This is a genomic window from Micromonospora sp. HUAS YX12 (genome assembly GCF_040215685.1).
In the GTDB taxonomy this organism is placed as follows: domain Bacteria; phylum Actinomycetota; class Actinomycetes; order Mycobacteriales; family Micromonosporaceae; genus Micromonospora; species Micromonospora tulbaghiae.
The window spans coordinates 277414-302073 of sequence record NZ_CP157974.1 but is presented as its reverse complement, the minus strand read 5'-3'; the positions used below and the strand labels follow the sequence as shown (position 1 = coordinate 302073).

Here is a 24660-nt window from a genome sequence, read left to right as displayed (position 1 = left end):
GCGTTAATAGGGGGCCCTTCCTTACGTCACTCGGGGACGCGGCGGTAGGCGCCGTCGCTGGCCGAGGTCGCCATCGACGCGTACGCGCGCAGCGCCGCCGACACCGGACGCTGCCGGTCGACCGGGGTGTACGGGCGGTCGCGCTTCTCCTCGGCCACCCGGCGCGCCTCCAGCTCGTCGGCGGGCACGTTCAGCTCGATCGACCGGCCCGGGATGTCGATGACGATCTCGTCGCCGTCGCGCACCAGCGCGATCAGCCCGCCGGAGGCCGCCTCGGGGGAGACGTGCCCGATGGACAGCCCGGAGGTGCCGCCGGAGAACCGGCCGTCGGTCAGCAGCGCGCAGGAACGGCCCAGACCACGGCCCTTGAGGAACGAGGTGGGGTAGAGCATCTCCTGCATGCCGGGGCCGCCCTTCGGGCCCTCGTACCGGATCACCACCACGTCCCCGGCGACGATCTCCTTGGCGAGGATGGCGGTCACCGCGTCGTCCTGCGACTCGTAGACCTTGGCCGGGCCGCGGAACGTCAGGCACTCCTCGGGCACACCGGCGGTCTTCACCACGCAGCCGGCCGGCGCGAGGTTGCCGTGCAGGATGGCCAGGCCGCCGTCCGCGCTGTACGCGTGTTCCCGGTCCCTGATGCAGCCGCCGGCCGCGTCGGTGTCCAGCGTCGACCAGCGGTTGGTGGTGGAGAACGGCTCGGTGGTGCGCACCCCGCCCGGCGCGGCGTGGAACAGCTCGACCGCCTCTGGCGTGGCCGCGCCGCCCCGGACGTCCCAGTCGGCCAGCCACTTGTCCAGGTCGGGGGAGTGCACCGCGCGCACGTCGCGGTGCAGCAGCCCGGCGCGGTCCAGTTCGCCGAGGATGGCCGGGATGCCGCCGGCCCGGTGCACGTCCTCCATGTGGTACTGCGGCGAGTTCGGGGCGACCTTGGCCAGGCACGGCACCCGGCGGGAGATCTCGTCGATGTCGGCGACGCCGAAGTCCAGCTCCGCCTCGCGGGCGGCGGCGAGCAGGTGCAGCACGGTGTTCGTGGAGCCGCCCATCGCCACGTCGAGGGCGACCGCGTTCTCGAACGCCTCCCGGCCGGCGATCGAGCGCGGCAGCACCGAGGCGTCGTCCTTCTCGTACCACTGCTTGGCGATCTCGACGACGGTGCGCCCGGCCTCGACGAACAGCGACCGCCGCGCGGCGTGGGTGGCGAGCGTCGACCCGTTGCCGGGCAGCGCCAGGCCGATGGCCTCGGTGAGGCAGTTCATCGAGTTGGCGGTGAACATGCCGGAGCAGGAGCCGCAGGTCGGGCACGCGGAGCGCTCGATCTCGCCGAGCTGGTCGTCGGTGACCGCCTCGTTCGAGGAGGCGATCATGGCGTCGATCAGGTCGATCTTGGAGTGCACCACGCCCTCGATCGCCACCGTCTTGCCGGCCTCCATCGGGCCGCCGGAGACGAAGACGGTCGGGATGTTGAGCCGCAGCGCGGCCAGCAGCATGCCCGGGGTGATCTTGTCGCAGTTGGAGATGCAGACCAGGGCGTCCGCGCAGTGCGCGTTGACCATGTACTCCACCGCGTCGGCGATCAGCTCCCGGCTGGGCAGCGAGTAGAGCATGCCGCCGTGGCCCATGGCGATACCGTCGTCCACGGCGATGGTGTTGAACTCCCGGCCGACGCCGCCGGCCTCGGCCACCGCGTCGGCGACCAGGCCGCCGAGGTCCTTGAGGTGGACGTGACCGGGTACGAACTGGGTGAAACTGTTCGCGATGGCGACGATCGGCTTGCCGAAGTCGTCGTCGGTCATCCCGGTGGCCCGCCACAGGGCCCGGGCGCCGGCCATCGTCCGACCGTGGGTGGAGGTCCTCGACCGCAGCTCAGGCATGAGAACCAGTCTGACACCATCCGCGCGGCGACCCCCCGGCGCGCACCCTGTGTCCCAACAGTTGCACACCCGGTGCCCCACGGGAGGCGCTCATCCGGCAGAGTTGACGCGTGCAGTCGTCCCCGGGGATGGTCACCGTCGCGGTGTTGAGCGGGATCGCCGCGGCCGGTGCCGCCGTGCTGCTCGCCGCGTCGGTGCGGCGCCGCACCGGCCCCCGCCGGCCGGCCCACCTGCTGCTCGCGGTCGCCGCCGGTGCCGCCCTGTTCAGCCTCCTGGTCGGTCTGGGTGGCCTGCTGGCCGCCGGTGACCACTGGGCGCACCGGCAGGGCCAGCGGACCGGGTGGGCGGTCCTCGTCGCCGCCGGTACGACGATCGCCGCGCTCGGTCTCGGCGCCGCCGTCCTGCGGCTGCCCGGCGCCGCCGCGACCCGGGCCGCCACCGCCCGGCTGCTGCTCGACGGCCTGATCATGGGCAGCGCGCTCTGGTTCGTCGGCTGGGTGGCGTTCAGCGAGCCGACCCGGCTGTTCGGCGACGCCACCCCCGTCGCCTGCCTGCCGATCGTGCTGGCCACCGTCAGCGCGGCGCTCACCACCGGGCTCGCCATGATCGTCGTGCTGCGGGTCGCGCCGCCGCGCGGGTGGCTGACGCTGCTCGCCGCCGGCGCGATAGCGGTGACGGCCGGCGGGCTGGCCGTGTCCGCCGGGCTCTGCCAGGCCGGCCCGGGCATCGTGCTCACCGGCGCGGTGCTGACCGCCGCCGGTCTGCTGGCCACCGCCGTGGCCGGGCGCCGGGCCGACCTGACGCAGCTCGACGTCGACTTCATCCGCCGCGACGGCGAGTACGCCTTCGTGCCGATGTTCGCCATGGCGGCCTCCGCGATGTACCACCTGGTGCAGGGCGGCGGGTTCGACGGGTACGCCATCGCGGCCGGCACCGTCGAGGGGTTCGCCCTGGTGACCCGGCAATACCTCGCCCTCAACGACGTGCGCGGCTACGCCATCCGGCTGGCCGAGCGGGAGGCGCACTTCCGCGAGCTGGCACACACCGACCCGCTGACCGGGCTGGCGAACCGGCGCGGGCTGCTGCGTGCCCTGCACCGCAGTGCCGAGGCGGGCGTGCCGTGCGTGCTGCTCGGGCTCGACCTCGACGGCTTCAAGAACGTCAACGACATGCGCGGGCACGACGTCGGCGACGCGGTGCTGATCGAGGTGGGACGACGGCTGCGGGGCAACCTGCGCCCGGGCGACCTGGCCGCCCGGCTCGGCGGCGACGAGTTCGCGGTGCTGATGCACGGGTCGGCGGAGCCCGGCCCGGTCGCCGACCGCCTGCTCGGGGTGCTCGGCCGCCCGTACGAGCAGGGGGAGGGGCCGGTCTTCCTGTCGGTGAGCATCGGGGTAGCCGCCGGGCACGGTGAGCAGGACGTCGAGCTGCTGCTGCGCAACGCCGACCTGGCGCTGCGCTACGCCAAGCAGCGGGGCAAGAACCGGATCGAGCGCTACGACGCCACGTACGACCAGTTGCTGAGCCGGCGTACCCGGATGGAGCACGAGCTGCGCGGCGCGATCGAGCGCGACGAGCTGCGGCTGGTCTTCCAGCCGGTGGCCTCGCTGCCGTCGGTGCGGCCGGTCGGCGCGGAGGCGCTGCTGCGCTGGCGGCACCCGGAGCTGGGCAACGTCCGGCCGGACGAGTTCATCCCGCTCGCCGAGAAGTGCGGGATGATCGCCAAGCTCGGCGCGTGGGTGCTGCACCAGGCCTGCTACCAGCTCTCCCGCTGGCTGGCCGACGGGCACGACGTCTGGGTGTCGGTGAACGTCTCGCCGCGCGAGCTGCACGCCCCGGAGTACGTGGTCCAGGTCGCCGACGCGCTGCGCGCGCACCACGTGCCGCCGCAGCGGCTGGTGCTGGAGGTGACCGAGCACGCGGTGGCCACCGACCTGGACGAGCTGATCCGGCGGCTCACCGCGTTGCGGCTGACCGGCGTCCGGATCGCGCTGGACGACTTCGGCGCCGGCTACTCGTCGCTCGGCCAGCTCCGGCGGCTGCCGATCGACATCCTCAAGATCGACCACAGTCTGGTCGCCGAGCACGAGCCGGTACGGCCGGTCGGGCGGGACGGTCCGGCGTTCGCCCCGATGGTCGACATCGTCATGCGCCTGGGTCACCAGTTGGGCCTGGAGGTGATCGCCGAGGGCGTCACCAACCCGACCGAGCTGGCCGCCGTGGTGGCCGCCGGGTGCCGGTTCGGCCAGGGCGCGCTGTTCGGCTGGGGCGTACCGGCCGAGCACCTGGAGGCGATGCTGGAGGCGGCCACCGCGCCCGGCAACCGGCACACCGTGATGCCGCCGGTACCGCCTCCCGCACCGGCGCGCGCCCCGTCGCCGTTGCTGCCCCGGCTGCGCAACAATCCGCCCGCCGCGGTGCCCGCCCAGCGCTCCCCGATGGAGGGATCTCCGCAGGTGGCGCCGGGCGCCCAGGGGGCGTCGGCGACCGACACGCCCACGTCCGTGAACCAAAATGTGGGATCAGTTGACTCATCGCGTGAGATGCGTCAGGCTTAGCCGCATGTCGTCGAACCGGTCGCCGCGAGTACTTACCTGAGCGCACTCTCCCACCGAGAGTGCGCTGGCCCCGTGCATCCTGCACGTGGGCTTTTTTGTTGCCGTCGGACCATCGCCGGGACCTCCCCGTCCCATCCTGAGAAGCGCGTCACCCACTCACTTCCGAAGGCTTGAACCGCCATGACGAGACCCACGCCAGAGACCCTCGCCCACTCCGCCCGCCGTGCCCGTTCCGGCACCGGCGCGGCCGGTGACTCCGACCCCGCCGCCCGCCCCGGCCGTACCGTCCCGGCGGCCGCCACCACCGAGACGCCCGTACGGGAGCCCGCCACCGCGCAGGTCTCGGGCGCCGGTTCGCTCGTGCGGTCGCTCGAGGCGCTCGGCGTCGACGTGGTCTTCGGCATTCCGGGCGGCGCGATCCTGCCCGCCTACGACCCGCTCTACGACTCCACCGTCCGGCACATCCTGGTCCGGCACGAGCAGGGCGCCGGGCACGCGGCCACCGGATACGCGCAGGCCACCGGCCGGGTCGGCGTCTGCATCGCCACCTCCGGCCCGGGCGCGACGAACCTGGTGACCCCGATCGCCGACGCGTACATGGACTCGGTCCCGATGGTGGCGATCACCGGTCAGGTGGCCCGGCCGTCGATCGGCACCGACGCCTTCCAGGAGGCGGACATCCAGGGCATCACGCTGCCGATCACCAAGCACAACTTCCTGGTGCAGACCGCCGACGAGATCCCCCGCGTGCTGGCCGAGGCGTTCCACCTGGCGGCGACCGGCCGCCCCGGCCCGGTGCTCGTCGACATCCCCAAGGACGTGCTCCAGGCGCCGGCGACCTTCTCCTGGCCGCCCACGCTCGACCTGCCCGGCTACCGGCCCACGCTGCACCCGCACGGCAAGCAGATCCGCGAGGCGGCCCGGCTGATGACCGGCGCCCGCCGTCCGGTCCTCTACGTCGGCGGCGGCGTGCTCAAGGCCGGCGCCACCGAAGGGCTGCGCAAGCTGGCCGAGCAGACCGGCATCCCGGTGGTCACCACGCTGATGGCGCTCGGCGCGTTCCCCGACTCGCACCGCCAGCACCTGGGCATGCCCGGCATGCACGGCACCGTCGCCGCGGTCTACGGCCTGCAGAAGGCCGACCTGATCGTGGCGCTGGGCGCCCGTTTCGACGACCGGGTGACCGGCAAGCTGGACTCGTTCGCGCCGGACGCGACTGTCGTGCACGCCGACATCGACCCGGCCGAGATCGGCAAGAACCGGCACGCCGACGTCCCGATCGTGGGTGACGCGCGGCACGTGATCGACGAGCTGATCGCGGCGGTCACCGCCGAGCAGGCCGCCCACCCGCCGGCCGACCTGACCGACTGGTGGGCCCAGCTCGACGACCTGCGCGAGCGGTACCCGCTGGGCTTCGAGGAGCCGGCCGACGGCACGCTCTCCCCGCAGTACGTGATCAAGCGGCTGGGCGAGATCGCCGGCCCGGACGCGGTCTACGTGGCGGGCGTCGGCCAGCACCAGATGTGGGCCAGCCAGTTCATCTCGTACGAGAAGCCGCACACCTGGCTCAACTCCGGCGGCCTGGGCACCATGGGCTACGCCGTCCCGGCCGCGATGGGCGCCAAGGTCGGCAAGCCGGACACCACCGTGTGGGCGGTCGACGGTGACGGCTGCTTCCAGATGACCAACCAGGAACTGGCCACCTGCGCGCTGGAGGGCATCCCGATCAAGGTCGCCGTGATCAACAACGGCAACCTCGGCATGGTGCGGCAGTGGCAGACCCTGTTCTACGGGGAGCGCTACTCCAACACCGAGCTGGGCACGCACAAGCACCGCATCCCGGACTTCGTCAAGCTCGCCGAGGCGCTCGGCTGCGTCGGGCTGCGCTGCGAGAGCGCCGCCGACGTGGACAAGACCATCGAGGCGGCCATGGCGATCAACGACGCGCCGGTGGTCATCGACTTCGTGGTCGGCAAGGACGCGATGGTCTGGCCGATGGTCGCCGCCGGCACCAGCAACGACGAGATCATGTTCGCGCGGGGCGTGCGTCCCGCTTTCGACGAGGACGAACTCTAAATGACGATGCACACGCTGTCCGTGCTGGTGGAGAACAAGCCGGGTGTCCTGGCCCGGGTCTCCGGGCTGTTCTCCCGGCGCGGGTTCAACATCGACAGCCTCGCCGTGGGCGAGACCGAGAACCCGGACGTCTCCCGCATCACCATCGTGGTCAACGCCGAGTCCTCGCCGCTGGAGCAGGTGACCAAGCAGCTCAACAAGCTGGTCAACGTACTCAAGATCGTGGAACTGGACCCGCAGGTGTCGGTGGCGCGGGAGCTGCTGCTGGTCAAGGTCCGCGCGGACCGCACGGCCCGCGCCCAGGTCCTGGAGACGGTCGGCCTGTTCCGCGCCCGGGTGGTCGACGTCGCGCCGGACACGCTGACCGTCGAGGCCACCGGCACGCCGGACAAGCTCGACGCGCTGCTGCGCGACCTGGAGCCGTTCGGCATCAAGGAGATGGTCCAGTCCGGCACCGTGGCCATCGGGCGGGGTTCGCGGGCCATCACCGCCGGCCCGGCCCTGCGCGCCGCCTGATCCGTACCCACAAGTTTTTCGACGGGCCGACGGGCACCGCCGTACGAAAGGGAAGTCAATGAGCGTTGAGGTGTTCTACGACGACGACGCCGACCTGGGCCTGATCCAGGGCCGCAAGGTCGCCGTGATCGGGTACGGCAGCCAGGGCCACGCGCACGCGCTGTCGCTGCGCGACTCCGGCGTCGACGTGGTGATCGGCCTGCCCGCCGGGTCGAAGAGCCGGCCGAAGGCCGAGGAGCAGGGCCTGCGGGTGCTCACGCCCGCCGAGGCGGCCGCCGAGGCCGACGTGATCATGATCCTGGCGCCGGACACCGCCCAGCGTGGTCTCTACGCCGATGCCATCGCGCCGAACCTGGCCGCGGGCAAGGCGCTGTTCTTCGGGCACGGCTTCAACATCCGGTACGGCCTGATCAAGCCCCCGGCCGACGTGGACGTGGCGATGGTCGCCCCGAAGGGCCCCGGTCACCTGGTCCGCCGCCAGTACGTCGACGGCAAGGGCGTGCCCTGCCTGGTGGCGGTCGAGCAGGACGCCAGCGGCAACGCGTTCGGCCTGGCCCTGGCGTACGCCAAGGCCATCGGCGGCACCCGCGCCGGTGCGATCCGGACCACGTTCACCGAGGAGACCGAGACCGACCTGTTCGGTGAGCAGGCGGTGCTGTGCGGTGGCGCGGCGGCGCTGGTGCAGACCGGTTTCGAGGTGCTCACCGAGGCCGGCTACGCGCCCGAGGTGGCCTACTTCGAGTGCCTGCACGAGCTGAAGCTGATCGTCGACCTGATGTACGAGGGCGGTATCGCCCGGATGCGTTACAGCATCTCCGACACCGCCGAGTACGGCGACCTGTCCCGCGGCCCGCGCGTGATCGACTCGCGGGTCAAGGAGGAGATGCGCAAGATCCTCGGCGAGATCCAGTCCGGCGAGTTCGCCCGCGAGTGGGTGGCCGAGGACGAGGCCGGCCGGCCGAACTTCGCCAAGTGGCGGGCCGAGGGCGCGTCGCACCCGATCGAGGAGACCGGGCAGAAGCTGCGGGCCATGATGAGCTGGGTCGACCGGCCGATCACCGAGACCGCCTGAGCCATCCCCTCGCGCGGCCCGCGACCCGACGCTCTCCCCGGCGCCGGGCCGCGGGCCGCCGTCCGTTCACGTCCTGGGACACGGTGAGTAACGCCTCGTCCCGTACCGCCCCGGTGAACGGGGCATGACAGGCGTGCGACGGACCTGTGTGAGGGCGCTCACCCCGCAGTCCGCGACCCGGAGACCGGACAGCCCCCTACCATCCTTGGTGTGGTGCCCGAGCGCACCCGACGGCCGTGGCACGGATCGGCGCAGGGCGCAGCGCGGCGTCCCGGCGCCCCAGGCCGAACCATTACCGAGCGTCTACGAGGACCGATGAATCCTGTCGTACTGATCGCCGAAGAACTCGCCCCCGCCGCCATCGAGGTGCTCGCGCACGACTTCGACGTGCGCCACGTGGACGGCACCGACCGCCCCGCTCTGCTCTCCGCCCTCTCCGAGGCCGACGCGGTGATCGTACGCAGCGCCACCCAGATCGACGCCGAGGCGATCGCCGCCGCACCGCGGCTGAAGGTGGTCGCCCGGGCCGGCGTCGGCCTGGACAACGTCGAGGTGCCGGCCGCCACCGCGCGGGGCGTCATGGTCGTCAACGCCCCCACCTCGAACATCGTCTCCGCCGCCGAGCAGGCCGTCGCGCTGCTGCTCGCGGTGGCCCGCAACACCGCCAGCGCCAGCGCCGCGCTCAAGGCGGGGGAGTGGAAGCGGTCCAAGTACACCGGCGTCGAGATCCAGGGCAAGACCGTGGGCGTGGTCGGCCTCGGCCGCATCGGCGTGCTCTTCGCACAGCGTATCGCCGCGTTCGGCACCCGGCTGATCGCGTACGACCCGTACATCCAGCCGGCCCGCGCCGCGCAGCTCGGCGTCCGCCTGGTCGGGCTGGAGGAGCTGCTGCGGGAGAGCGACTTCATCTCGATCCACCTGCCGAAGACGCCGGAGACGGTCGGCCTGATCGGCGAGAAGGAGCTGGCGATCGTCAAGCCGGGCGTCCGGATCGTCAACGCCGCCCGGGGCGGCCTGGTCGACGAGCAGGCGCTCGCCGACGCGATCGCGGAGGGCCGGGTCGCGGGCGCCGGTGTCGACGTGTACGCCAAGGAGCCGTGCACCTCCTCGCCGCTGTTCGCCTTCGACAACGTGGTGGCCACCCCGCACCTGGGCGCCTCCACCAACGAGGCGCAGGACAAGGCCGGTCTCGCGGTGGCCAAGAGCGTCAAGCTCGCGCTCCAGGGCGAGTTCGTCCCGGACGCGGTGAACGTGCAGGCCGGCGGCGTGGTCGCCGAGGACGTCCGTCCGCTGCTGCCGCTGGCCGAGCGGCTGGGCCGGGCGTTCACCGCCCTGGCCGGCGGGGTGGCCGCCAGCGTCACCGTCGAGGTGCGTGGCGAGATCGCCGCCCACGACGTGTCGGTGCTCAAGCTCGCCGCGACCAAGGGCCTGTTCAGCTCCGTGGTGGAGGAGCAGGTCACCTACGTCAACGCGCCGCACCTGGCCGCCGAACGGGGCGTCGAGGTCACGCTCGCCACGCCGGGCGAGACCGTCGACCACCCGAACCTGGTGACCGTACGCGGGGCGCTGCCGGACGGGCGTACCGTCCGCGTCTCCGGCACCGTGGCGCACACCGGCACCCGGGACGTGTTCAAGCTGACCGAGGTGGACGGTTTCGACGTGGAGATCGGCGCGGAGGGCATCCTGGTCTTCCTGCGCTACGCCGACCGGCCCGGCGTGGTCGGCACCGTCGGCACGCTGCTCGGCGAGGCCGGCGTCAACATCGCGGCCATGCAGGTGGCCCGCCGCGAGGCCGGTGGCGAGACGCTGATGACGCTCACCGTCGACCAGGCGCTCGGCGCCGACCTGCTGACCTCCGCCGCCGACTCGATCGGCGCGGTCGCGGCCAGCGCGGCCGACCTGCGCGACGTGTAGTCCGGACAGGACACATCGGGGCCCGGCCGGATCGGCCGGGCCCTTCGTCGTCCCTGCGGGTCAGGAACGGACGCGGGCCGGTGGCGGGTAGACCGAGCCGTCCTGCGCGTCGAAGAGCATCAGGTCGTGCTCGCCGGCCAGCCGCTCGATGTCCAGCAGCACCTGGTCCGGGCAGGTCGGGTACAGGTTCATCTCGATGTGGTCGGCCGCCGTGTGCAGCGGCGCCACCTCCCATGGCGTACCGGGCCGGGCCGGGCGGTCCGGGTAGCTCGCCGTGATCGCCCGGTAGAAGGCGACGAGTCGCGGGTCGGGGTGCTGCTCGCCGTGCCAGCCCTCGCGGCACTGCTGCACCGCCGCCCGCACCTGCTCCGGTGTCGCCCCGTCCGGCAGGGCCCACACGCTCAGATCGAAACTCACGGCGGACAGCGTGCCATCCCGGGCCCGGCCCGTCACCTCTGCCCCACCGTACGTTCACCGCTGATTGCCGACATCGTTCACGCGGCGTCCGCTGTGGAGACTCTTGCGTCGAGTTGCGTCGATTCGCTAGCGTACCGATGCGGTTTCCGCTGAGTCGATCCCCGGCCCGTCTTCGGGTGGCGCGGTCGGGCGCCCGGCCCCTCGGCCCGCACCCCTCGATTGCGCGAGCCACGCGCACTCGTCGCTGACCGGCCCTCACGGTCGTTGCCGAGACCGTGGGGGCCGATCGCGCTCCGCGGCAGGCAGCCGATCAGCGCCGGTGGTGCGCGAACAGGGGACGGCTCAGCGCCGGTGCTGCGTGAACAGGGGACGGTAGTCCGCGTCGTGGCGGAACCAGGCCAGCCCGGCCGGTCCGGCGGCGTACAGGGCGGTGGCGTAGGCGTCGGCGACTGCGAGGTTCGGGCCGAGCACGGTGGCGGCCACCAGCCGGTCGGTCGGCTCTCCGGTGTGCGGGTCGACGACGTGGCCGCGCCGGCCGGTGACGCCGGACGTGCCGACCGCGCCCGTCGTCATCTCCAGCACGACCGGTGTCCGGCGGGTGTCGGTGGGGTGGTGCACCGCGACGCGCCACGGGCCGCCGTGCGCCGCGTGTCCCCGTACCGTCAGGTCGGCGCCGCTGAGCACGGCGTAGTCGTGGATGCCGGCGGCCCGCAACCGCGCCGCGGCCCGCTCCACCGCCCAGCCGCCGAGCAGGCCGCCCGGGTCGAAGCCGCCGGGCACGGCCCAGGCGTCGAACCAGCCGTCGGTGGCCGCCCGCATCGCGGCGCAGAGGTCGATCAGGTCGGCCAGCGGGGGGTACGAGTCGGGGCTGATCTCGTCGCGGCGCAGCCGGGAGACGAGGCTGTCCGGCCGGTTCGGGCCGTAGGTGAGGTCGACGGCGCGCAGTTCGGCGACGGCGTCGCGCAGCGCCTCGCTCACCGCCCGGTGGCCGAACCACTCCGGCGCGTTGAGCAGCATGGTGTAGTCGGCGGTCGAGGTGGTGACGGTGTGCCGGACGCTGATCCGGCCGGACGCGGCGGCGCCGGCCCGCTCGACGCGGTGGTTCGTGGTGCCCAGGTGCAGGTCCGGGCGGGCCGGGCGGAACGCGGACTGGTCGACCCAGCGGGTACGTGGCTGTTCGTCCGCCCAGTGGGCCCGCCGGTGCTCGGTCCGCATGACACCCGCCCCCTCGGTGGTCGCCGCCGGCGTCGCGGCGGTGCCGGATCCCGGGCCCCCGTCGACCCGGTGAACTCGACCCTAAGCAGTGGAGATGACCGCACCATGAATGTCGGCTGGGAGCCTGCTGTGATTCGCCGTCCCGGATGATGGAAGATTCGTACCGGGGGCCGGGACGGCGACGTACGGTTGCGCCTAACGACGAGACGAGGAGCGTCAGGTGGCACACATCGCGGTGGTGGCCGGCGACGGCATCGGACCCGAGGTGGTCGCGCAGGCCCGCAAGGTCCTCGACGCGGTGGTGCCCGGCATCGAGGCCACCGAGTACGACCTGGGCGCGGCGCGCTATCACCGCACCGGCGAGGTGCTGCCCGACTCCGTCCTCGACGAGCTGGCCGGTCACGACGCCATCCTGCTCGGCGCGGTGGGCGACCCGACCGTGCCGCCGGGCGTGCTGGAGCGCGGTCTGCTGCTCAAGCTCCGGTTCGCCTTCGACCAGTACGTCAACCTGCGCCCGTCCCGGCTCTGGCCCGGCGTCGCCGGTCCGCTGGCGGCGGTCAAGCCCGGCGAGGTCGACCTCGTGGTGGTCCGCGAGGGCACCGAGGGGCTGTACGCGGGCGCCGGCGGCGCGCTGCACCGGGACACCCCGGCCGAGGTGGCCACCGAGGAGAGCCTGAACACCCGGCACGGCGTCGAGCGGGTGATCCGTGACGCGTTCGCGCGCGCCGGCCGCCGCGAGCGGCGCAAGGTCACGCTCGTGCACAAGACCAACGTGCTCACCCACGCCGGGTCGCTGTGGGCGCGCGCCTTCGCCGCGGTGGCCGCCGAGCACCCGGACGTGACCACGGAATACCAGCACATCGACGCCGCCGCGATGTTCCTGGTGACGAACCCGTCGCGGTACGACGTGGTGGTCACCGACAACCTGTTCGGCGACATCCTCACCGACATCGCCGCCGCCGTGACCGGTGGCATCGGGCTCGCGGCCAGCGGCTGCATCAACCCGGAGGGGCGCTACCCGTCGATGTTCGAGCCGGTGCACGGCTCGGCGCCGGACATCGCCGGCGTCGGCGTCGCCGACCCGGTCGCCGCGGTGCTGTCCGCCGCGCTGCTGCTGGACCAGCTCGGCCACGCCGACGCCGCCGCCCGGGTCACCGCCGCGGTCGGCACCGAGCTGGCCGGGCGTACGCCGGGCGCGCCGGTGCGCACCGAGGAGGTCGGCGACCGGCTCGCCGGGTTCGCCGTAGCCTGACCGGGCCGACCCTCCTGGCGGCCCGGTACCGGGCCGCCAGACCCGTCACCGGGCCCACCCGACCGTCCGGCGAGTCGCATCCGCCGGAGCGGAGCTATCCGCTGAACGACCGTTCGGGGTAAGTTTCTGGCACCAGTGACGTCGGCGTGCGATCCCGCATGCCGTGAACCCGCAGGGAGGTCAGCGCGATGAGCGGTGGTGACAAGCTCGATTTCGAGATCCGTCCGAATCCCGCGCCGGTAACCGCCGCCGACCGGGCCGCGCTGCTGGCGAACCCGGGCTTCGGCCGGGTCTTCACCGATCACATGGTCACCATCCGCTACGCCGAGGGCAAGGGCTGGTACGACGCCCGCCTGGAGGCGCGGGCGCCGATCCCGATGGACCCGGCCGCGGCGGTGCTGCACTACGCGCAGGAGATCTTCGAAGGGCTGAAGGCGTACCGCACCGGTGACGCGGTGACGATGTTCCGCCCGGAGGCCAACGCGGCCCGGTTCAACGCCTCCGCCCGCCGGCTGGCGATGCCGGAGCTGCCGGAGGAGACGTTCGTGGAGTCGCTGCGCCGGCTGGTCGAGATCGACCAGGCGTGGATCCCCGGGCACGAGGACGCCAGCCTCTACCTGCGTCCGTTCATGTTCGCCAGCGAGGTCTTCCTCGGTGTCCGCCCCGCCAACGAATACCTCTACTGCGTGATCGCCTCGCCGGCCGGTGCGTACTTCGCCGGTGGCGTGAAGCCGGTGACGGTGTGGGTCTCGCCGGACTACACCCGGGCCGCGCCCGGCGGCACCGGCGCGGCCAAGTGCGGCGGCAACTACGCCGCCTCGCTGGCGGCCCAGGCGGAGGCGATCGAGGCCGGCTGCGACCAGGTGGTGTTCCTGGACGCGGTCGAGCGGCGGTACGTCGACGAGCTGGGCGGCATGAACGTCTTCTTCGTCTACGACGACGGCAGCATGGTCACCCCGCCGCTGGGCGGCACGATCCTGCCGGGCATCACGCGCGACGCGATCCTCACGCTGGCCGCCGAGGCCGGGCACGAGGTGCGGGAGGCGCCGGTCAGCTTCGCCGACTGGCAGGCGGACGCGGCGAGCGGGCGGCTGCGCGAGGTGTTCGCGTGCGGGACCGCCGCCGTGATCACTCCGATCGGCGGCGTGCGCTTCCCGGACGGCGAGTTCCTCATCGGCGGCGGCGAGCCGGGCCAGGCCACCATGGCCCTACGCCAGAAGCTCGTCGACATCCAGCGCGGCCGCGCCGAAGACCCCCACGGCTGGGTCACCCGAGTCCGCTGACCCCCTGCGAAGGGGGGTCAGTCCAGGAGGTGGGTGCGGAGGGACTCCAGCTGCGCCTCGGTGACGCCGGCGTGGGTCAGGTAGCCCTCGATCGAGCCGTAGCCGCCGCGCAGCTCGGCGAGGAACAGCTCCATCGCCTCGGCCGGGGAGGCCAGGAACGGCGGCGGCGGTTCCTCCGCGTCCGGCAGCGTGGCGCGTACCCACTCGGCGAAGCGCTGCGACGCGGCGCTGCTGAGCGCGTAGTCGGCGACCACGTCCTCGTCGGGCACCCCGAGCACCGCGAGCGTGAGCGCGCAGACGATGCCGGTGCGGTCCTTGCCGGCGACGCAGTGCACCACCACCGGAGCGTTGGCGCTGTCCGCGATCAGCCCGACCGCCTCGGCGAGCCCGGCGGTGCCGGTACGCGCCAGGTCGGCGTATCGGTCGGCCAGGTAGCGGGCCAGGCTGACGCCGGAGGAGTCGAACCGGTTGGCGCCCCAGTCGGCGTGCTCGGGGTGGATGTGCCGGTAGGTCAGGCCGTCGTAGGCGGGCACCCGCCCGTCGCGGTCCACCTCGGACGGCCGGCGCAGGTCGATCACGGTGCGGATGCCGAGCGCGGTGAACGCGGCCCGGTCGGTGTCGTCGATGCGGTGCAGCGAGTCGGAGCGGTAGAGCCGGCCGCGGCGGACGGTGCGACCGTCGCGAGTGGCGTATCCGCCGACGTCGCGGAAGTTGAACAGGGCGGGGAAGGGGCTCTCCGGGGCGTCCACAGCTGACACGGTAACGGCCGGCGGGGCGTTCGCACGTCCCCGCCGGCCGTCGCCGAGGTGTCAGATGCGCGGCGGTACGTCCGGCGGCAGCGCCGAGTGGTTCTCGCCGTAGTAGCCGCCCAGCCGGTCCCGGTAGCCCGGGTCGGCGTGGCTGGACTCGTCGTACTCCGGGGCGGCCTTGATCTGGTCCTTCTCCCGGTCGACGTGCACGGTGCGGGCGTCGTGGTCGACGTGGTTCACGGTGCCGGCCGGCAGCATCACCTTCTTGCCGAAGATCCACGGCCCGGTGTCCACGACCAGGTAGCTGTCGTCCACCTCGTGGCTCGCCCGGTCGATCTTGCCGATCGCGCCGTCGGTGGCCTCGACCTTGTAGCCGGTCAGGTCGGCGCTCGCCACGCCCGCCTCGTCGCGGTAGCGCCACGGGTCGAAGGCGCCCGCCGGAGCGCCCCCGGCGACCGTGCCCCGGCCGTCGTCGAGGATCGGCTCGGTGCCGCCGTGCGTGGCGCGCGGGTCCAGTCCGTCCATGTGCCGCCTCCCGTCCTCCAGGGCCGCGGCCGTCGCGGCGCCGTCATCAGTCGGGAGGGTTACCCACCCTGTCCGGGGGACAACCGCCGAAGGGCCGGCGGCCGGCCCGCCGACGCCGAGGGGCCGGCGCCACGGTGGTGACGCCGGCCCCTCGGGTCGTCGGCCCGCGCGGTGCCGGTCGGGCGCGCGCGGGCCGGTGGATCAGGCCAGTGCGGCCTCCGCGTCCAGGGTCACCGCGGCGGCGTGTACGACGGCGGCGATCCGCAGCCCCTCGTGCACCTGCTCACGGCTGAACCCGGCCGCGCGCAGCGTCTTCTCGTGCGACTCCAGGCAGACGCCGCAGCCGGTGATCGCCGAGACGGCGAGGCACCACAGCTCGAAGTCGGTCTTCTCCACGCCGGGGCGGGCGATGATCTGCATCCGCAGCCGGGCCGGCAGCGACGCGTACTGCTCGTCGCCGATGAGGTGCTTGGCCCGGTAGTAGACGTTGTTCATCGCCATGACCGCCGCCGCGCCCTTGGCCGCCTCGACCGCCTCGGGCGTGAGGTGACCGGCCGCCTCGGCGGCGATCTCCCGCAGCACCACCGGGTTGCGGGCCGCCACCGCGCAGGCCAGCGCGGTGCCCCACGCCTGCTCCGGCTTCAGCGTCGAGGTGGTGATGGTGGAGCCGAGGTTGAGCCGGATGTCCTTGGCGTACTCGGGCAGGCCCGCCTTGATCACGTCCAGACCCATGGTCAGGCCCCGGCGCCGGCGAGGAGCGCGTTGGCGTCGAGCGTCGCCGCACCCTTGTTCCAGTTGCACGGGCACAGCTCGTCGGTCTGGAGCGCGTCGAGCACCCGCAGCACCTCGGAGACGTTGCGGCCGACCGACCCGGCGGTCACCATGGCGAACTGGATCTCGTTGTTCGGGTCCACGATGAAGGTGGCCCGCTGCGCGACACCGTCTTCGCCGAGCACGCCGCAGGCGGAGGTCAGCTCACGCTTGATGTCGCTGAGCATCGGGAAGGGCAGCTCGCGCAGGTCCGGGTGGTCCTTGCGCCAGGCGTAGTGGACGAACTCGTTGTCGACGGAGACGCCGAGCACCTGGGCGTCGCGGTCGGCGAACTCGCCGTTGAGGCGGCCGAACTCGGCGATCTCGGTCGGGCAGATGAAGGTGAAGTCCTTCGGCCAGAAGAACACGACGCGCCACTGGCCCTCGTGGGACTTGTGGTTGATCGTCTCGAACGCCTTGTCGGCGTCGAGCGACACGCAGGCGGTGAGTTCGTACTCGGGGAAGTGGTCACCGACAGTGAGCACGGGTCCTCCTTGGGCGTGACCCGGCAGCACCGCCGGGCCAGTAACTGGATCTGTTCAAGATTCTTCCCGTAGCCCCGTTTGCGCTCGTGGCGGCGGTGGCCGGTTGTGAAGACGATCACCAGTCCGGCCGTCGTCCCGGAATATGGGTTTCGGCTCCCAAAACCGGGGGCGGGGTGGCAGAGTACGGGTCGTGACCAGCTTCGTCCTGATCATTAGCAGCTAGCGCGCCGGCCCTTCCCCCGCCGAGCGCGCAGACCTCCCGCATCCGCGGGGGGTCTTTTTGTTTGCTCCCCAGGGCACGAGAAGAGGACTCCCGATGACGTTCCAGGTGTACGACACGACGCTGCGCGACGGCGCGCAGCGCGAAGGGCTCACGTACTCGGTGGTCGACAAGCTGGCGGTGGCCCGCCTGCTGGACGACCTCGGAGTCGGCTTCATCGAGGGCGGCTGGCCGGGCGCGGTGCCCAAGGACACCGAGTTCTTCCGCCGCGCCCGCACCGAGCTGGAGCTGCGGCACGCGATCCTGGTCGCCTTCGGCGCCACCCGCAAGGCCGGCCTCGCGGTCGAGGACGACCCGCAGGTGCGCGGCCTGCTCGACGCCCGGACCCCGGCCGTGGCCCTGGTCGCCAAGGCGGACCTGCGGCACGTGGAGCGGGCCCTGCGCACCACCGCCGAGGAGAACCTCGCCATGATCCGGGACACCGTCTCGTACCTGGTGGCGCAGGGGCGGCGCGTCTTCGTCGACGGGGAGCACTGCTACGACGGGTTCCGGTTCGACCCCGGCTACACCTCGGCCGTCGCGGAGACCGCGCTGGCCGCGGGCGCCGAGCGGTTCGTGCTCTGCGACACCAACGGCGGCATGCTGCCCTCCCAGGTCACCGCCGTGATCGAGGGACTGGTGGCGCGGACCGGGATCGCGCCGGAACGGCTCGGCATGCACGCGCAGAACGACACCGCCTGCGCGGTCGCGAACACGATCGCCGCGGTCGAGGCGGGTGTCCGGCACGTGCAGGGCACCGCCAACGGGTACGGCGAGCGCCCCGGCAACGCCGACATCTTCGCGATCGTCGCGAACCTCCAGCTCAAGCTGGGCATGCCCGTCCTACCGGAGGGCTGCCTGGAACAGATGGTGCGGGTCTCGCACGCCATCGCCGAGATCGCCAACATCGCCCCCGACACCCACCAGGCCTACGTCGGGGCCGCCGCCTTCGCTCACAAGGCGGGGCTGCACGCGAGCGCGATCAAGGTCGACCCGTTGCTCTACAACCACGTGGAACCCGCTGTGGTGGGCAACGACATGCGGATCCTGGTGACCGAGATGGCCGGCCGGGCCAGCATCGAGCTCAAGAGCCGCGAGCTCGGTCTGGACCTGGCCGGCCATCCGGACGCCCTGTCCCGGGTCACCGGGCGGGTCAAGGAGCTGGAGGCCGACGGCTGGTCGTTCGAGGCCGCCGACGCCTCGTTCGAGCTGCTGGTCCGCTCCGAGCTGCCGGACGCCGCGCCGGCCCGGCCGTTCGCGCTGGAGTCGTACCGGGTGATCGTCGAGCACCGCGAGGACGGCGCGGTGGTCTCCGAGGCAACCGTGAAGATCCGGGTACGCGGCGAGCGGGTGATCGCCACCGCCGAGGGCAACGGCCCGGTCAACGCGCTGGACGAGGCGCTGCGGGTGGGCCTGACCCGGCACTACCCGGAGCTGCGCGAGTTCGAGCTGGCCGACTACAAGGTGCGCATCCTGGAGGGCAGCCACGGCACCGGCGCGGTCACCCGCGTGCTCGTGGAGACCGCCGGTGCCGGCCGCGACTGGACCACTGTCGGCGTGCACCCGAACGTGGTGGAGGCGAGCTGGCACGCCCTGGTCGACGCGCTCACCTACGGCCTGGACCGGGCCCGGGTGCCGGGCGGGACGGCGGCCTGACTCAGCCGGCCGGCAGCCTGACTCAGCCGGCCGGCAGGCGCAGCTCGGCCAGCAGCGCGCGGTGGTCGCTCCCCGGCACCGGGTGGGTGCCGGCGGCGCGTACCGCGATGCGCCGGTCCACAAGTACGTGGTCGATGGTGACCGGCGGGAGCGGGTCGCCGTCGTACGGGCCCCAGGTGCCGCCGAACCCGGCTCCCGTGGCGTCCGCCGCGTCGGTGTAGCCGGTGGCGATCAGGTTCCGCAGCGCCGCGTGGTCGAGCGTGGCGTTGAAGTCACCGGCCAGCACGCTCAGCCCGCCGTCCGGGGTGGCCGGTGGCTGGGCGCGCTGGTCGGTCCACCAGTCCGGCACCACGTCCGGGGCGTACGGCGCGGCCGGGTGCGCCGACTCCACCCGCAGCGGCGGCGCCCCCGGCACCGTCACCGTCGCGTACGCCTGGGCGAAGAAGAAGCCCTGGTTGCGCCGGTGACCGGTGTCGCGCAGCGGGTGCCGGGCGTACACGCCGGAGCCGGTCGAGCCGACCTCGGGGATCAGTGACCGGTGCGGCAGCAGCGTGGCCAGGCCGAGCCGGTCGAGCTCGGCCGCCAGCGGCGGGGTGAGTTCCTGCACCGTGAGCACGTCCACCCGACGCGTCCGGACCAGGTCCACCAGCGCCGCCGGGTCGGCCGAGCCGAGGCGCAGGTTGGCGGTGAGCAGCCGCAGTGTCGGCCCGCCGGCGGCGGGCCGGTCGCCGGGGATCGCGCGGGGCGCCACCGTGCCGATCAGCGCCAGCGCGGCGAGGGCGGCGACCACCGCCGGGGCGCGGCGCCGCAGGGCGAGCGCCGCCACCGCCACGACCGGGGCCACGGCGGCGACGTACGGCGTGAACGCGATCGCCAGCACCAGCGGACCGCGTTCCAGCCCGGTCAGGCGTACCGGCGCCCACGCGGCGACCGGCGCGACCGCGAGCCAGCACGCGACGGTGGCGAGGCGGCCGCCCCGGGTGCGGGCCCGGGGCGGGCGCGGCAGGGTGATCATGGCGGTGAGGCTACCCGGATCCGGGGTGGCGTGATGCCCTCCGAAACAATTTCGTGAATTGTTCCTCGCAGTTTTCGGGCATCTTTGCGAATCGGTCGGACACGCAATAACACTATTGACCGCCCCCATTTTCCGGTGCTAGGTTCCACCTGGTTGAGACGTCGCGACTCTCTGTAGTAAGGCCAGCTCACGAGCGGTGCGCTCCCGGCGGATACCCGATGATCCGCAATTTGACGCGCGCAGTCGCCGTATCACCACGGTCTACCAAGGGAGAACTCATGGCCACATTCTTCAAGCGAAAGGCGACGGTGGTGGCGCTCGCCGCGCTGTCGCTCAGCCTGGCCGGTGGCGGGATCGCCGCGGCTGCCCAGTCGGAGGCGAAGCCGCAGCCCGGCGCCCGCCACTCCACGGCGCAGCCGCCGGTGACCGCCGTCGAGCGGCAGGCCGCCCGAACCGCCGTGCGGGCCACCCTGGCGCCACCGGCCCCCGGCCAGGTCGCCTGGGCGGTCGTGGCGGCCAACGGGACCCTGTTGCAGCACTCCGGCAACGTGGTGTCCTCGTTCCGGTTCGCCCCGGGCCCCGGCGTCACCGCCGGGCAGTACCAGGTGCTGTTCGACTACAACGTCTCGGCCAAGTCGTACCACCTGTCCATCGGCACGAACGACTCGGCGAACGTCCCGCCGGGCGGCGAGATCTCAGGCGCGCCACGCACACTGATCCCGAACGCGGTCTTCGTGCAGACCCGCAACTCCACCGGCGGCGCCTCGGACCGGCCGTTCCACATCCTGGTCGCCAACTGACCCGTCCAACCGCACACCGGCCCCTGCTCCGGCGGGGGCCGGTGTCGTGTTCCGTACCGGTGCGGCCGGTGCCGCGCCGCTTCGTGCCGTTCCCGCCCGGCTGGGGAGATGCTGCCGGTCCGGCCCGCCGACCGCCGCCCCGGGGCCGATAATCCGACGTTTGTCGCCGGTCCGGCACGGGAAGCAAGCACCGTGACGGACATCTCGGACACCCCGGCCAGCGTGCTCAGCCCGGTCGACGCCGACGCGAGCGGCGTCGAGCTGGAACAGACCCTCGCCGAGGTCAAACGCGTGATCGTCGGGCAGGATCGGCTCGTCGACCGCCTGCTCACCGCTCTGATCGCCGACGGGCACTGCCTGCTGGAGGGCGTACCGGGGGTGGCCAAGACGCTGGCGGCGCAGACGCTCGCCACAGTGGTCGGTGGCACGTTCTCCCGGATCCAGTTCACCCCCGACCTGGTCCCGTCCGACATCGTCGGCACCCGCATCTACCGCGCCTCGACCGAGCAGTTCGACGTGGAGCTGGGGCCGATCATGGCGAACCTGGTTCTCGCCGACGAGATCAACCGGGCGCCGGCCAAGGTGCAGTCGGCGCTGCTCGAGGCGATGGCCGAGCGGCAGGTCTCCATCGCCGGCCGGAGCTGGCCGGTACCGGACCCGTTCCTGGTCCTGGCCACCCAGAACCCGATCGAGTCCGAGGGCGTCTACCAGCTCCCCGAGGCGCAACGCGACCGCTTCCTGATGAAGGTCGTGGTCGGCTACCCGAGCGACGCCGACGAGCTGGCCATCCTCTACCGGATGAGCACCGAGCGCCCCACCGCGCGTACCGTGCTCGACCCGGTCCGGCTGCGCGAACTCCAGCGCCGCGCCACCGACGTGTTCGTCCACCACGCGCTCGCCGAGTACGTGGTCCGCCTCATCCTCGCCACCCGCGACCCGGAGCGCTTCGGCCTGCCCGACGTCGCGCCCCTGCTGGCGTACGGGGCCAGCCCCCGGGCCACGCTCGGCCTGGTCGCCGCCGCCCGCGCGCAGGCGCTCATCCACGGCCGGGACTACGTGCTCCCCGAGGACATCCGGGAACTGGCGGTGGACGTGCTGGCGCACCGGCTCGTGCTCTCCTTCGACGCGATCGCCGACGGGATCTCCGGCGAGGACGTGGTGCGCCGCGTGATCGAGGCGGTGCCGCCGCCCCGGCTGGTGAACGGGCCCACGGAGACGGTGAACGACCTGGCGGCGGCATGACCGGCGCAGCCGAACCCAGGCTCGCCGATCTCACCCCGGACCAGCGGCTGCGCCGGCTGGAGCTGACGGTGACCCGACGGCTCGACGGCCTGCTGCACGGCCGGTACCGCGGCCTGCTGCCCGGACCCGGCAGCGAGGCGGCCGGCAGCCGCGAGTACCGCCCCGGCGAGGACGAGGTACGCCGGATGGACTGGGCGGTCACCGCCCGGACCACGGTCCCGCACGTACGGGAGGTCGACGCGGACCGGGAACTGACCACCTGGCTGCTCGTCGACGCCAGCCCCAGCATGGAGTACGGCACGTCCACGCTGGACAAACGGGAGCTGGCGGTGGCGGCCGTGGCGGCGGTCGGCTTCCTCACCGCCGGGGTCGGCAACCGGCTCGGTGCCCAGGTGCTCACGCCGGACGGGCTGCGCCGGTTCCCGGCCCGCAGCGGGCGTACCCATCTGCTCGGGCTGCTCCGCGCACTGCTCGGCGCCCCGCGTACCGGAGACGGGCCGGACTCCGACGGCGCGGACCCGCGGGACGCGGCACCGGGCCTGGTCGACGGGCTGGACGGTCTTCAGCGCGTCGCCACCCGGCGTGGGCTCGTGGTGATCGTCTCCGACTTCCTCGACGAGCTGCCCGACGACCCGGACGCCGCGCCGCCGCCGTGGGCCGCGGCGCTGCGCCGCCTCGCGGTACGGCACCAGGTGCTCGCGGTCGAGGTGACCGACCCGCGCGAGCTGGAACTGCCCGACGTCGGCCTGGTCACGCTCGTCGACCCGGAGAGCGGCCGGCACCGCGAGGTGTGGACCGGCGACCCGGGCCTGCGCGAGCGGTACGCGCGTGCCGCCGCCGAGCAGCGCGACCAGGTACGCCGCACGCTGCGCCGGGCCGGCGCGACCCACCTGGCGCTGCGCACCGACCGGGACTGGTGCGCGGACGTCGTCCGGTACGTGCACGAGCAGCGGCGGCTCGCCACGGTGCCGGCCGCCGCCCGCGGAGGTGTCGCATGACCTGGCAGTCACCCGCCCGCCTCTGGCTGCTGCTCGCCGTCGTCGCGCTGGTCGCCGGCTATCTGGTGCTGCAACGGCGGCAGAGCAGGTACGCGGTGCGCTTCACCAACCTGCGCCTGCTCGACCGGGTCGCCCCGCGCCGCCCGGCCTGGCGGCGGCACGTCCCGGCGGGCCTGTTCCTCGCCATGCTCGCGCTGCTCGTGGTCGGATTCGCCCGGCCCGAGGCGGAGGTGCGGGTGCCCCGGGAACGGGCCACCGTGATGGTGGCGGTGGACGTCTCCACCTCGATGCTCGCCGGCGACGTGGACCCGGACCGGTTGACTGCGGCCAAGGAGGCGGGCCGGCGGTTCGTCGACGGGCTGCCGGACGAGTTCAACGTCGGCCTCGTCGCGTTCGCCGGCAGCGCGGCGGTGCTGGTGCCGCCGAGCACCGACCGGGAGGCGCTGCACGACGGCATCGGGCGGCTGGCCGAGGGCATCACCGGCGTGCAGGGCACCGCCATCGGCGAGGCGATCAGCACCTCGCTCGGCGCGGTCAAGAGCCTGGACGCCACCGCCGCCAAGGATCCGCCGCCGGCCCGGATCATCATCCTCTCCGACGGCGCGAACACCTCCGGCACGGACCCGATGGAGGCCGCCGACCAGGCGGTCGCCGCGAAGGTGCCGGTGCACACCATCTCCTTCGGCACGCCCGGCGGCTCGGTCGACCGGGGTGGCCGGGCGATCCAGGTGCCGGTGGACGGCCAGACGCTGCGGGCGGTCGCCGAGCAGACCGGCGGCGGCTTCCACGAGGCGTCCACCACCGCCGAGCTGAAGGACGTCTACGAGGACATCGGCACCTCGGTCGGCTACCGCACCGAGCGGCAGGACATCTCGGCCCGCTTCATCGGTCTCGGGCTGGTCCTGGCGATGGGCGCCGCGGCCGGCTCGCTGCGGTGGTTCTCCCGGCTGCCCTGACCCGCACACCACGACCGCACGACACGTGAGGAGCCAGGCATGGCAGTGCAGACCGGACTCGGCGAGCCACGCGGACCGTGGTTCGTCTCGCCGGAGCTGGACCCGGACGGGCGCGGCTACCGGGACGTACCCGGGGGTGGGCCGGAGGCCGGGCGGCGGAGCCTGCGGCACCGGTTGCTGAGCGTGGCGGCGGTGGTGGCACTGTCCACCGTCTCCGGCGCGGCGGCCGGCACCTGGGCGGCCGACCGGGGCGCGCCGGGACCGTCAGCGGCGTCCGCCGCGCCGGTGCCGGCCGAGCTGGTCACCGCCGCCGGCAAGACGGTGCCCGGGGTGGTCTCGGTGATGGTCGGGGGCCGCTCCGGCGCGTCCGCGTCCGGCTCCGGGTTCGCCATCGACAACGAGCAGCACATCGTCACCAACGACCACATCCTGGCCCGGGGCGGTTCCGGCGCGGTGACTGTGGAGACCTCGGACGGGCGGCGCTTCCCGGCTGAGGTGGTGGGCCGGGAACCGGCCAGCGACCTGGCCGTGCTGAAGGTGCCCGCGTCGGCCGGGTTGCCGCCGTTGCCGCTGGCCAAGGCGAACTCGACGAGGGTTGGGGAGCCGGTGCTCGCGGTCGGGTCGCCGCTCGGGCTCGCCGGCACGGTCACCGCGGGCATCGTCAGCGCGCTCAACCGGCAGGTACGGATCGGCAACGGCCGGCACACGGCGGTGCAGACCGACGCCTCCATCAACCCGGGCAACTCCGGCGGGCCGCTGGTCAACGCGCGCGGTGAGGTGGTCGGCGTGAACACCGCGATCGCCACCATCGACGGCAACGGCTCGATCGGCATCGGCTTCGCCATCCCGATCGACCAGGTCCAGCAGACCGCCGACACCATCATCGGCCGGGGCGGCTGAGCCGCCGGGCGCGGGCCCCCCGCGGAGCCGGCCCGACGCCCGCGCGGCGCCGACCCGGCGCGCCGCGCGGCGCTGACCTGCACAAGCG

21 protein-coding genes are annotated in these 24660 nt (G+C 73.2%); 13 read left to right on the top strand and 8 right to left on the bottom strand.

What is annotated here, in order from left to right:
• Positions 1–26 precede the first annotated feature (26 nt).
• Complete coding sequence (ilvD, locus tag ABIH81_RS01465) at positions 27–1874, bottom strand: dihydroxy-acid dehydratase (protein ID WP_349878653.1); 1848 nt, start codon at positions 1872–1874, stop codon at positions 27–29.
• Between the two features lie 110 nt (positions 1875–1984).
• On the opposite strand from ilvD, the gene ABIH81_RS01460 reads away from it, so the two are divergent.
• The 5 genes from ABIH81_RS01460 (at position 1985) to serA (ending at position 10010) form a co-directional block, all read left to right on the top strand.
• Positions 1985–4432, top strand: a complete 2448-nt coding sequence (locus ABIH81_RS01460; protein ID WP_349878652.1) for a bifunctional diguanylate cyclase/phosphodiesterase — start codon at positions 1985–1987, stop codon at positions 4430–4432.
• A gap of 180 nt (positions 4433–4612) precedes the next feature.
• On the top strand, positions 4613–6508 hold the full coding sequence (locus ABIH81_RS01455; protein WP_349878651.1) for an acetolactate synthase large subunit: 1896 nt from the start codon (positions 4613–4615) through the stop codon (positions 6506–6508).
• Positions 6509–7024: an acetolactate synthase small subunit gene (gene ilvN, locus ABIH81_RS01450; RefSeq protein WP_030500879.1), complete on the top strand. Its 516-nt coding sequence runs from the start codon at positions 6509–6511 to the stop codon at positions 7022–7024.
• A gap of 58 nt (positions 7025–7082) precedes the next feature.
• Positions 7083–8096, top strand: coding sequence for a ketol-acid reductoisomerase (gene ilvC / locus ABIH81_RS01445; RefSeq protein ID WP_349878650.1), 1014 nt, complete (start codon positions 7083–7085; stop codon positions 8094–8096).
• A 315-nt stretch (positions 8097–8411) separates the two neighbouring features.
• On the top strand, positions 8412–10010 hold the full coding sequence (gene serA / locus ABIH81_RS01440) for a phosphoglycerate dehydrogenase (protein ID WP_120571297.1): 1599 nt from the start codon (positions 8412–8414) through the stop codon (positions 10008–10010).
• Positions 10011–10070: 60 nt separating this feature from the next.
• Here serA and ABIH81_RS01435 read toward each other — a convergent pair whose 3' ends face one another.
• Both ABIH81_RS01435 and ABIH81_RS01430 read right to left on the bottom strand, forming a co-directional pair.
• Positions 10071–10427 (bottom strand): hypothetical protein, encoded by a 357-nt coding sequence (locus ABIH81_RS01435; protein ID WP_262014727.1) that lies wholly within the window; start codon positions 10425–10427, stop codon positions 10071–10073.
• Between the two features lie 342 nt (positions 10428–10769).
• On the bottom strand, positions 10770–11642 hold the full coding sequence (locus ABIH81_RS01430) for an FAD:protein FMN transferase (protein ID WP_349878649.1): 873 nt from the start codon (positions 11640–11642) through the stop codon (positions 10770–10772).
• 220 nt (positions 11643–11862) lie between these two features.
• Here ABIH81_RS01430 and ABIH81_RS01425 point away from each other — a divergent pair, with 220 nt between their 5' ends.
• Positions 11863–12894, top strand: coding sequence for a 3-isopropylmalate dehydrogenase (locus tag ABIH81_RS01425; protein ID WP_349878648.1), 1032 nt, complete (start codon positions 11863–11865; stop codon positions 12892–12894).
• A 188-nt stretch (positions 12895–13082) separates the two neighbouring features.
• Complete coding sequence (locus ABIH81_RS01420) at positions 13083–14177, top strand: branched-chain amino acid aminotransferase (RefSeq protein WP_349878647.1); 1095 nt, start codon at positions 13083–13085, stop codon at positions 14175–14177.
• Positions 14178–14194: 17 nt separating this feature from the next.
• Here ABIH81_RS01420 and ABIH81_RS01415 read toward each other — a convergent pair whose 3' ends face one another.
• The 4 genes from ABIH81_RS01415 to ABIH81_RS01400 all read right to left on the bottom strand — a co-directional run bounded on the left by ABIH81_RS01415 (position 14195) and on the right by ABIH81_RS01400 (position 16746).
• Positions 14195–14935, bottom strand: coding sequence for a tyrosine-protein phosphatase (locus ABIH81_RS01415; RefSeq protein ID WP_349878646.1), 741 nt, complete (start codon positions 14933–14935; stop codon positions 14195–14197).
• A 51-nt stretch (positions 14936–14986) separates the two neighbouring features.
• The gene (locus tag ABIH81_RS01410; RefSeq protein ID WP_120571231.1) at positions 14987–15451 is read right to left on the bottom strand and encodes a PRC-barrel domain containing protein; all 465 of its coding nucleotides are present in this window, start codon (positions 15449–15451) and stop codon (positions 14987–14989) included.
• A 201-nt stretch (positions 15452–15652) separates the two neighbouring features.
• The gene (locus ABIH81_RS01405; RefSeq protein ID WP_120571230.1) at positions 15653–16183 is read right to left on the bottom strand and encodes a carboxymuconolactone decarboxylase family protein; all 531 of its coding nucleotides are present in this window, start codon (positions 16181–16183) and stop codon (positions 15653–15655) included.
• 2 nt (positions 16184–16185) lie between these two features.
• Positions 16186–16746 (bottom strand): peroxiredoxin, encoded by a 561-nt coding sequence (locus ABIH81_RS01400; protein ID WP_128138778.1) that lies wholly within the window; start codon positions 16744–16746, stop codon positions 16186–16188.
• A gap of 316 nt (positions 16747–17062) precedes the next feature.
• Here ABIH81_RS01400 and cimA point away from each other — a divergent pair, with 316 nt between their 5' ends.
• Positions 17063–18661: a citramalate synthase gene (gene cimA / locus ABIH81_RS01395; RefSeq protein ID WP_349878645.1), complete on the top strand. Its 1599-nt coding sequence runs from the start codon at positions 17063–17065 to the stop codon at positions 18659–18661.
• Between the two features lie 22 nt (positions 18662–18683).
• Here cimA and ABIH81_RS01390 read toward each other — a convergent pair whose 3' ends face one another.
• Positions 18684–19676, bottom strand: a complete 993-nt coding sequence (locus tag ABIH81_RS01390) for an endonuclease/exonuclease/phosphatase family protein (protein ID WP_349878644.1) — start codon at positions 19674–19676, stop codon at positions 18684–18686.
• Positions 19677–19954: 278 nt separating this feature from the next.
• Between ABIH81_RS01390 and ABIH81_RS01385 the strand changes: the two genes are divergently transcribed.
• The 5 genes from ABIH81_RS01385 (at position 19955) to ABIH81_RS01365 (ending at position 24572) form a co-directional block, all read left to right on the top strand.
• Positions 19955–20476: a hypothetical protein gene (locus ABIH81_RS01385; protein WP_349878643.1), complete on the top strand. Its 522-nt coding sequence runs from the start codon at positions 19955–19957 to the stop codon at positions 20474–20476.
• 192 nt (positions 20477–20668) lie between these two features.
• Positions 20669–21718 (top strand): MoxR family ATPase, encoded by a 1050-nt coding sequence (locus tag ABIH81_RS01380; protein ID WP_349878642.1) that lies wholly within the window; start codon positions 20669–20671, stop codon positions 21716–21718.
• Complete coding sequence (locus ABIH81_RS01375; protein ID WP_349878641.1) at positions 21715–22716, top strand: DUF58 domain-containing protein; 1002 nt, start codon at positions 21715–21717, stop codon at positions 22714–22716. The genes ABIH81_RS01380 and ABIH81_RS01375 overlap by 4 nt, the downstream gene beginning before the upstream one ends.
• The gene (locus tag ABIH81_RS01370) at positions 22713–23672 is read left to right on the top strand and encodes a VWA domain-containing protein (protein ID WP_349878640.1); all 960 of its coding nucleotides are present in this window, start codon (positions 22713–22715) and stop codon (positions 23670–23672) included. The genes ABIH81_RS01375 and ABIH81_RS01370 overlap by 4 nt, the downstream gene beginning before the upstream one ends.
• 39 nt (positions 23673–23711) lie before the next feature.
• Positions 23712–24572: a trypsin-like peptidase domain-containing protein gene (locus tag ABIH81_RS01365; protein WP_349878639.1), complete on the top strand. Its 861-nt coding sequence runs from the start codon at positions 23712–23714 to the stop codon at positions 24570–24572.
• Positions 24573–24660 lie beyond the last annotated feature (88 nt).

What these genes read in the sequence shown, in the direction of transcription:
- ilvD (WP_349878653.1), bottom strand. Translation starts at nt 1,874, where the DNA reads ATGCCTGAGCTGCGGTCGAGGACCTCCACCCACGGTCGGACGATGGCC.
- ABIH81_RS01455 (WP_349878651.1), top strand. Translation starts at nt 4,613, where the DNA reads ATGACGAGACCCACGCCAGAGACCCTCGCCCACTCCGCCCGCCGTGCC.
- ilvN (WP_030500879.1), top strand. Translation starts at nt 6,509, where the DNA reads ATGACGATGCACACGCTGTCCGTGCTGGTGGAGAACAAGCCGGGTGTC.
- ilvC (WP_349878650.1), top strand. Translation starts at nt 7,083, where the DNA reads ATGAGCGTTGAGGTGTTCTACGACGACGACGCCGACCTGGGCCTGATC.
- serA (WP_120571297.1), top strand. Translation starts at nt 8,412, where the DNA reads ATGAATCCTGTCGTACTGATCGCCGAAGAACTCGCCCCCGCCGCCATC.
- ABIH81_RS01430 (WP_349878649.1), bottom strand. Translation starts at nt 11,642, where the DNA reads ATGCGGACCGAGCACCGGCGGGCCCACTGGGCGGACGAACAGCCACGT.
- ABIH81_RS01420 (WP_349878647.1), top strand. Translation starts at nt 13,083, where the DNA reads ATGAGCGGTGGTGACAAGCTCGATTTCGAGATCCGTCCGAATCCCGCG.
- ABIH81_RS01410 (WP_120571231.1), bottom strand. Translation starts at nt 15,451, where the DNA reads ATGGACGGACTGGACCCGCGCGCCACGCACGGCGGCACCGAGCCGATC.
- ABIH81_RS01405 (WP_120571230.1), bottom strand. Translation starts at nt 16,183, where the DNA reads ATGGGTCTGGACGTGATCAAGGCGGGCCTGCCCGAGTACGCCAAGGAC.
- cimA (WP_349878645.1), top strand. Translation starts at nt 17,063, where the DNA reads ATGACGTTCCAGGTGTACGACACGACGCTGCGCGACGGCGCGCAGCGC.
- ABIH81_RS01390 (WP_349878644.1), bottom strand. Translation starts at nt 19,676, where the DNA reads ATGATCACCCTGCCGCGCCCGCCCCGGGCCCGCACCCGGGGCGGCCGC.
- ABIH81_RS01385 (WP_349878643.1), top strand. Translation starts at nt 19,955, where the DNA reads ATGGCCACATTCTTCAAGCGAAAGGCGACGGTGGTGGCGCTCGCCGCG.
- ABIH81_RS01375 (WP_349878641.1), top strand. Translation starts at nt 21,715, where the DNA reads ATGACCGGCGCAGCCGAACCCAGGCTCGCCGATCTCACCCCGGACCAG.
- ABIH81_RS01370 (WP_349878640.1), top strand. Translation starts at nt 22,713, where the DNA reads ATGACCTGGCAGTCACCCGCCCGCCTCTGGCTGCTGCTCGCCGTCGTC.
- ABIH81_RS01365 (WP_349878639.1), top strand. Translation starts at nt 23,712, where the DNA reads ATGGCAGTGCAGACCGGACTCGGCGAGCCACGCGGACCGTGGTTCGTC.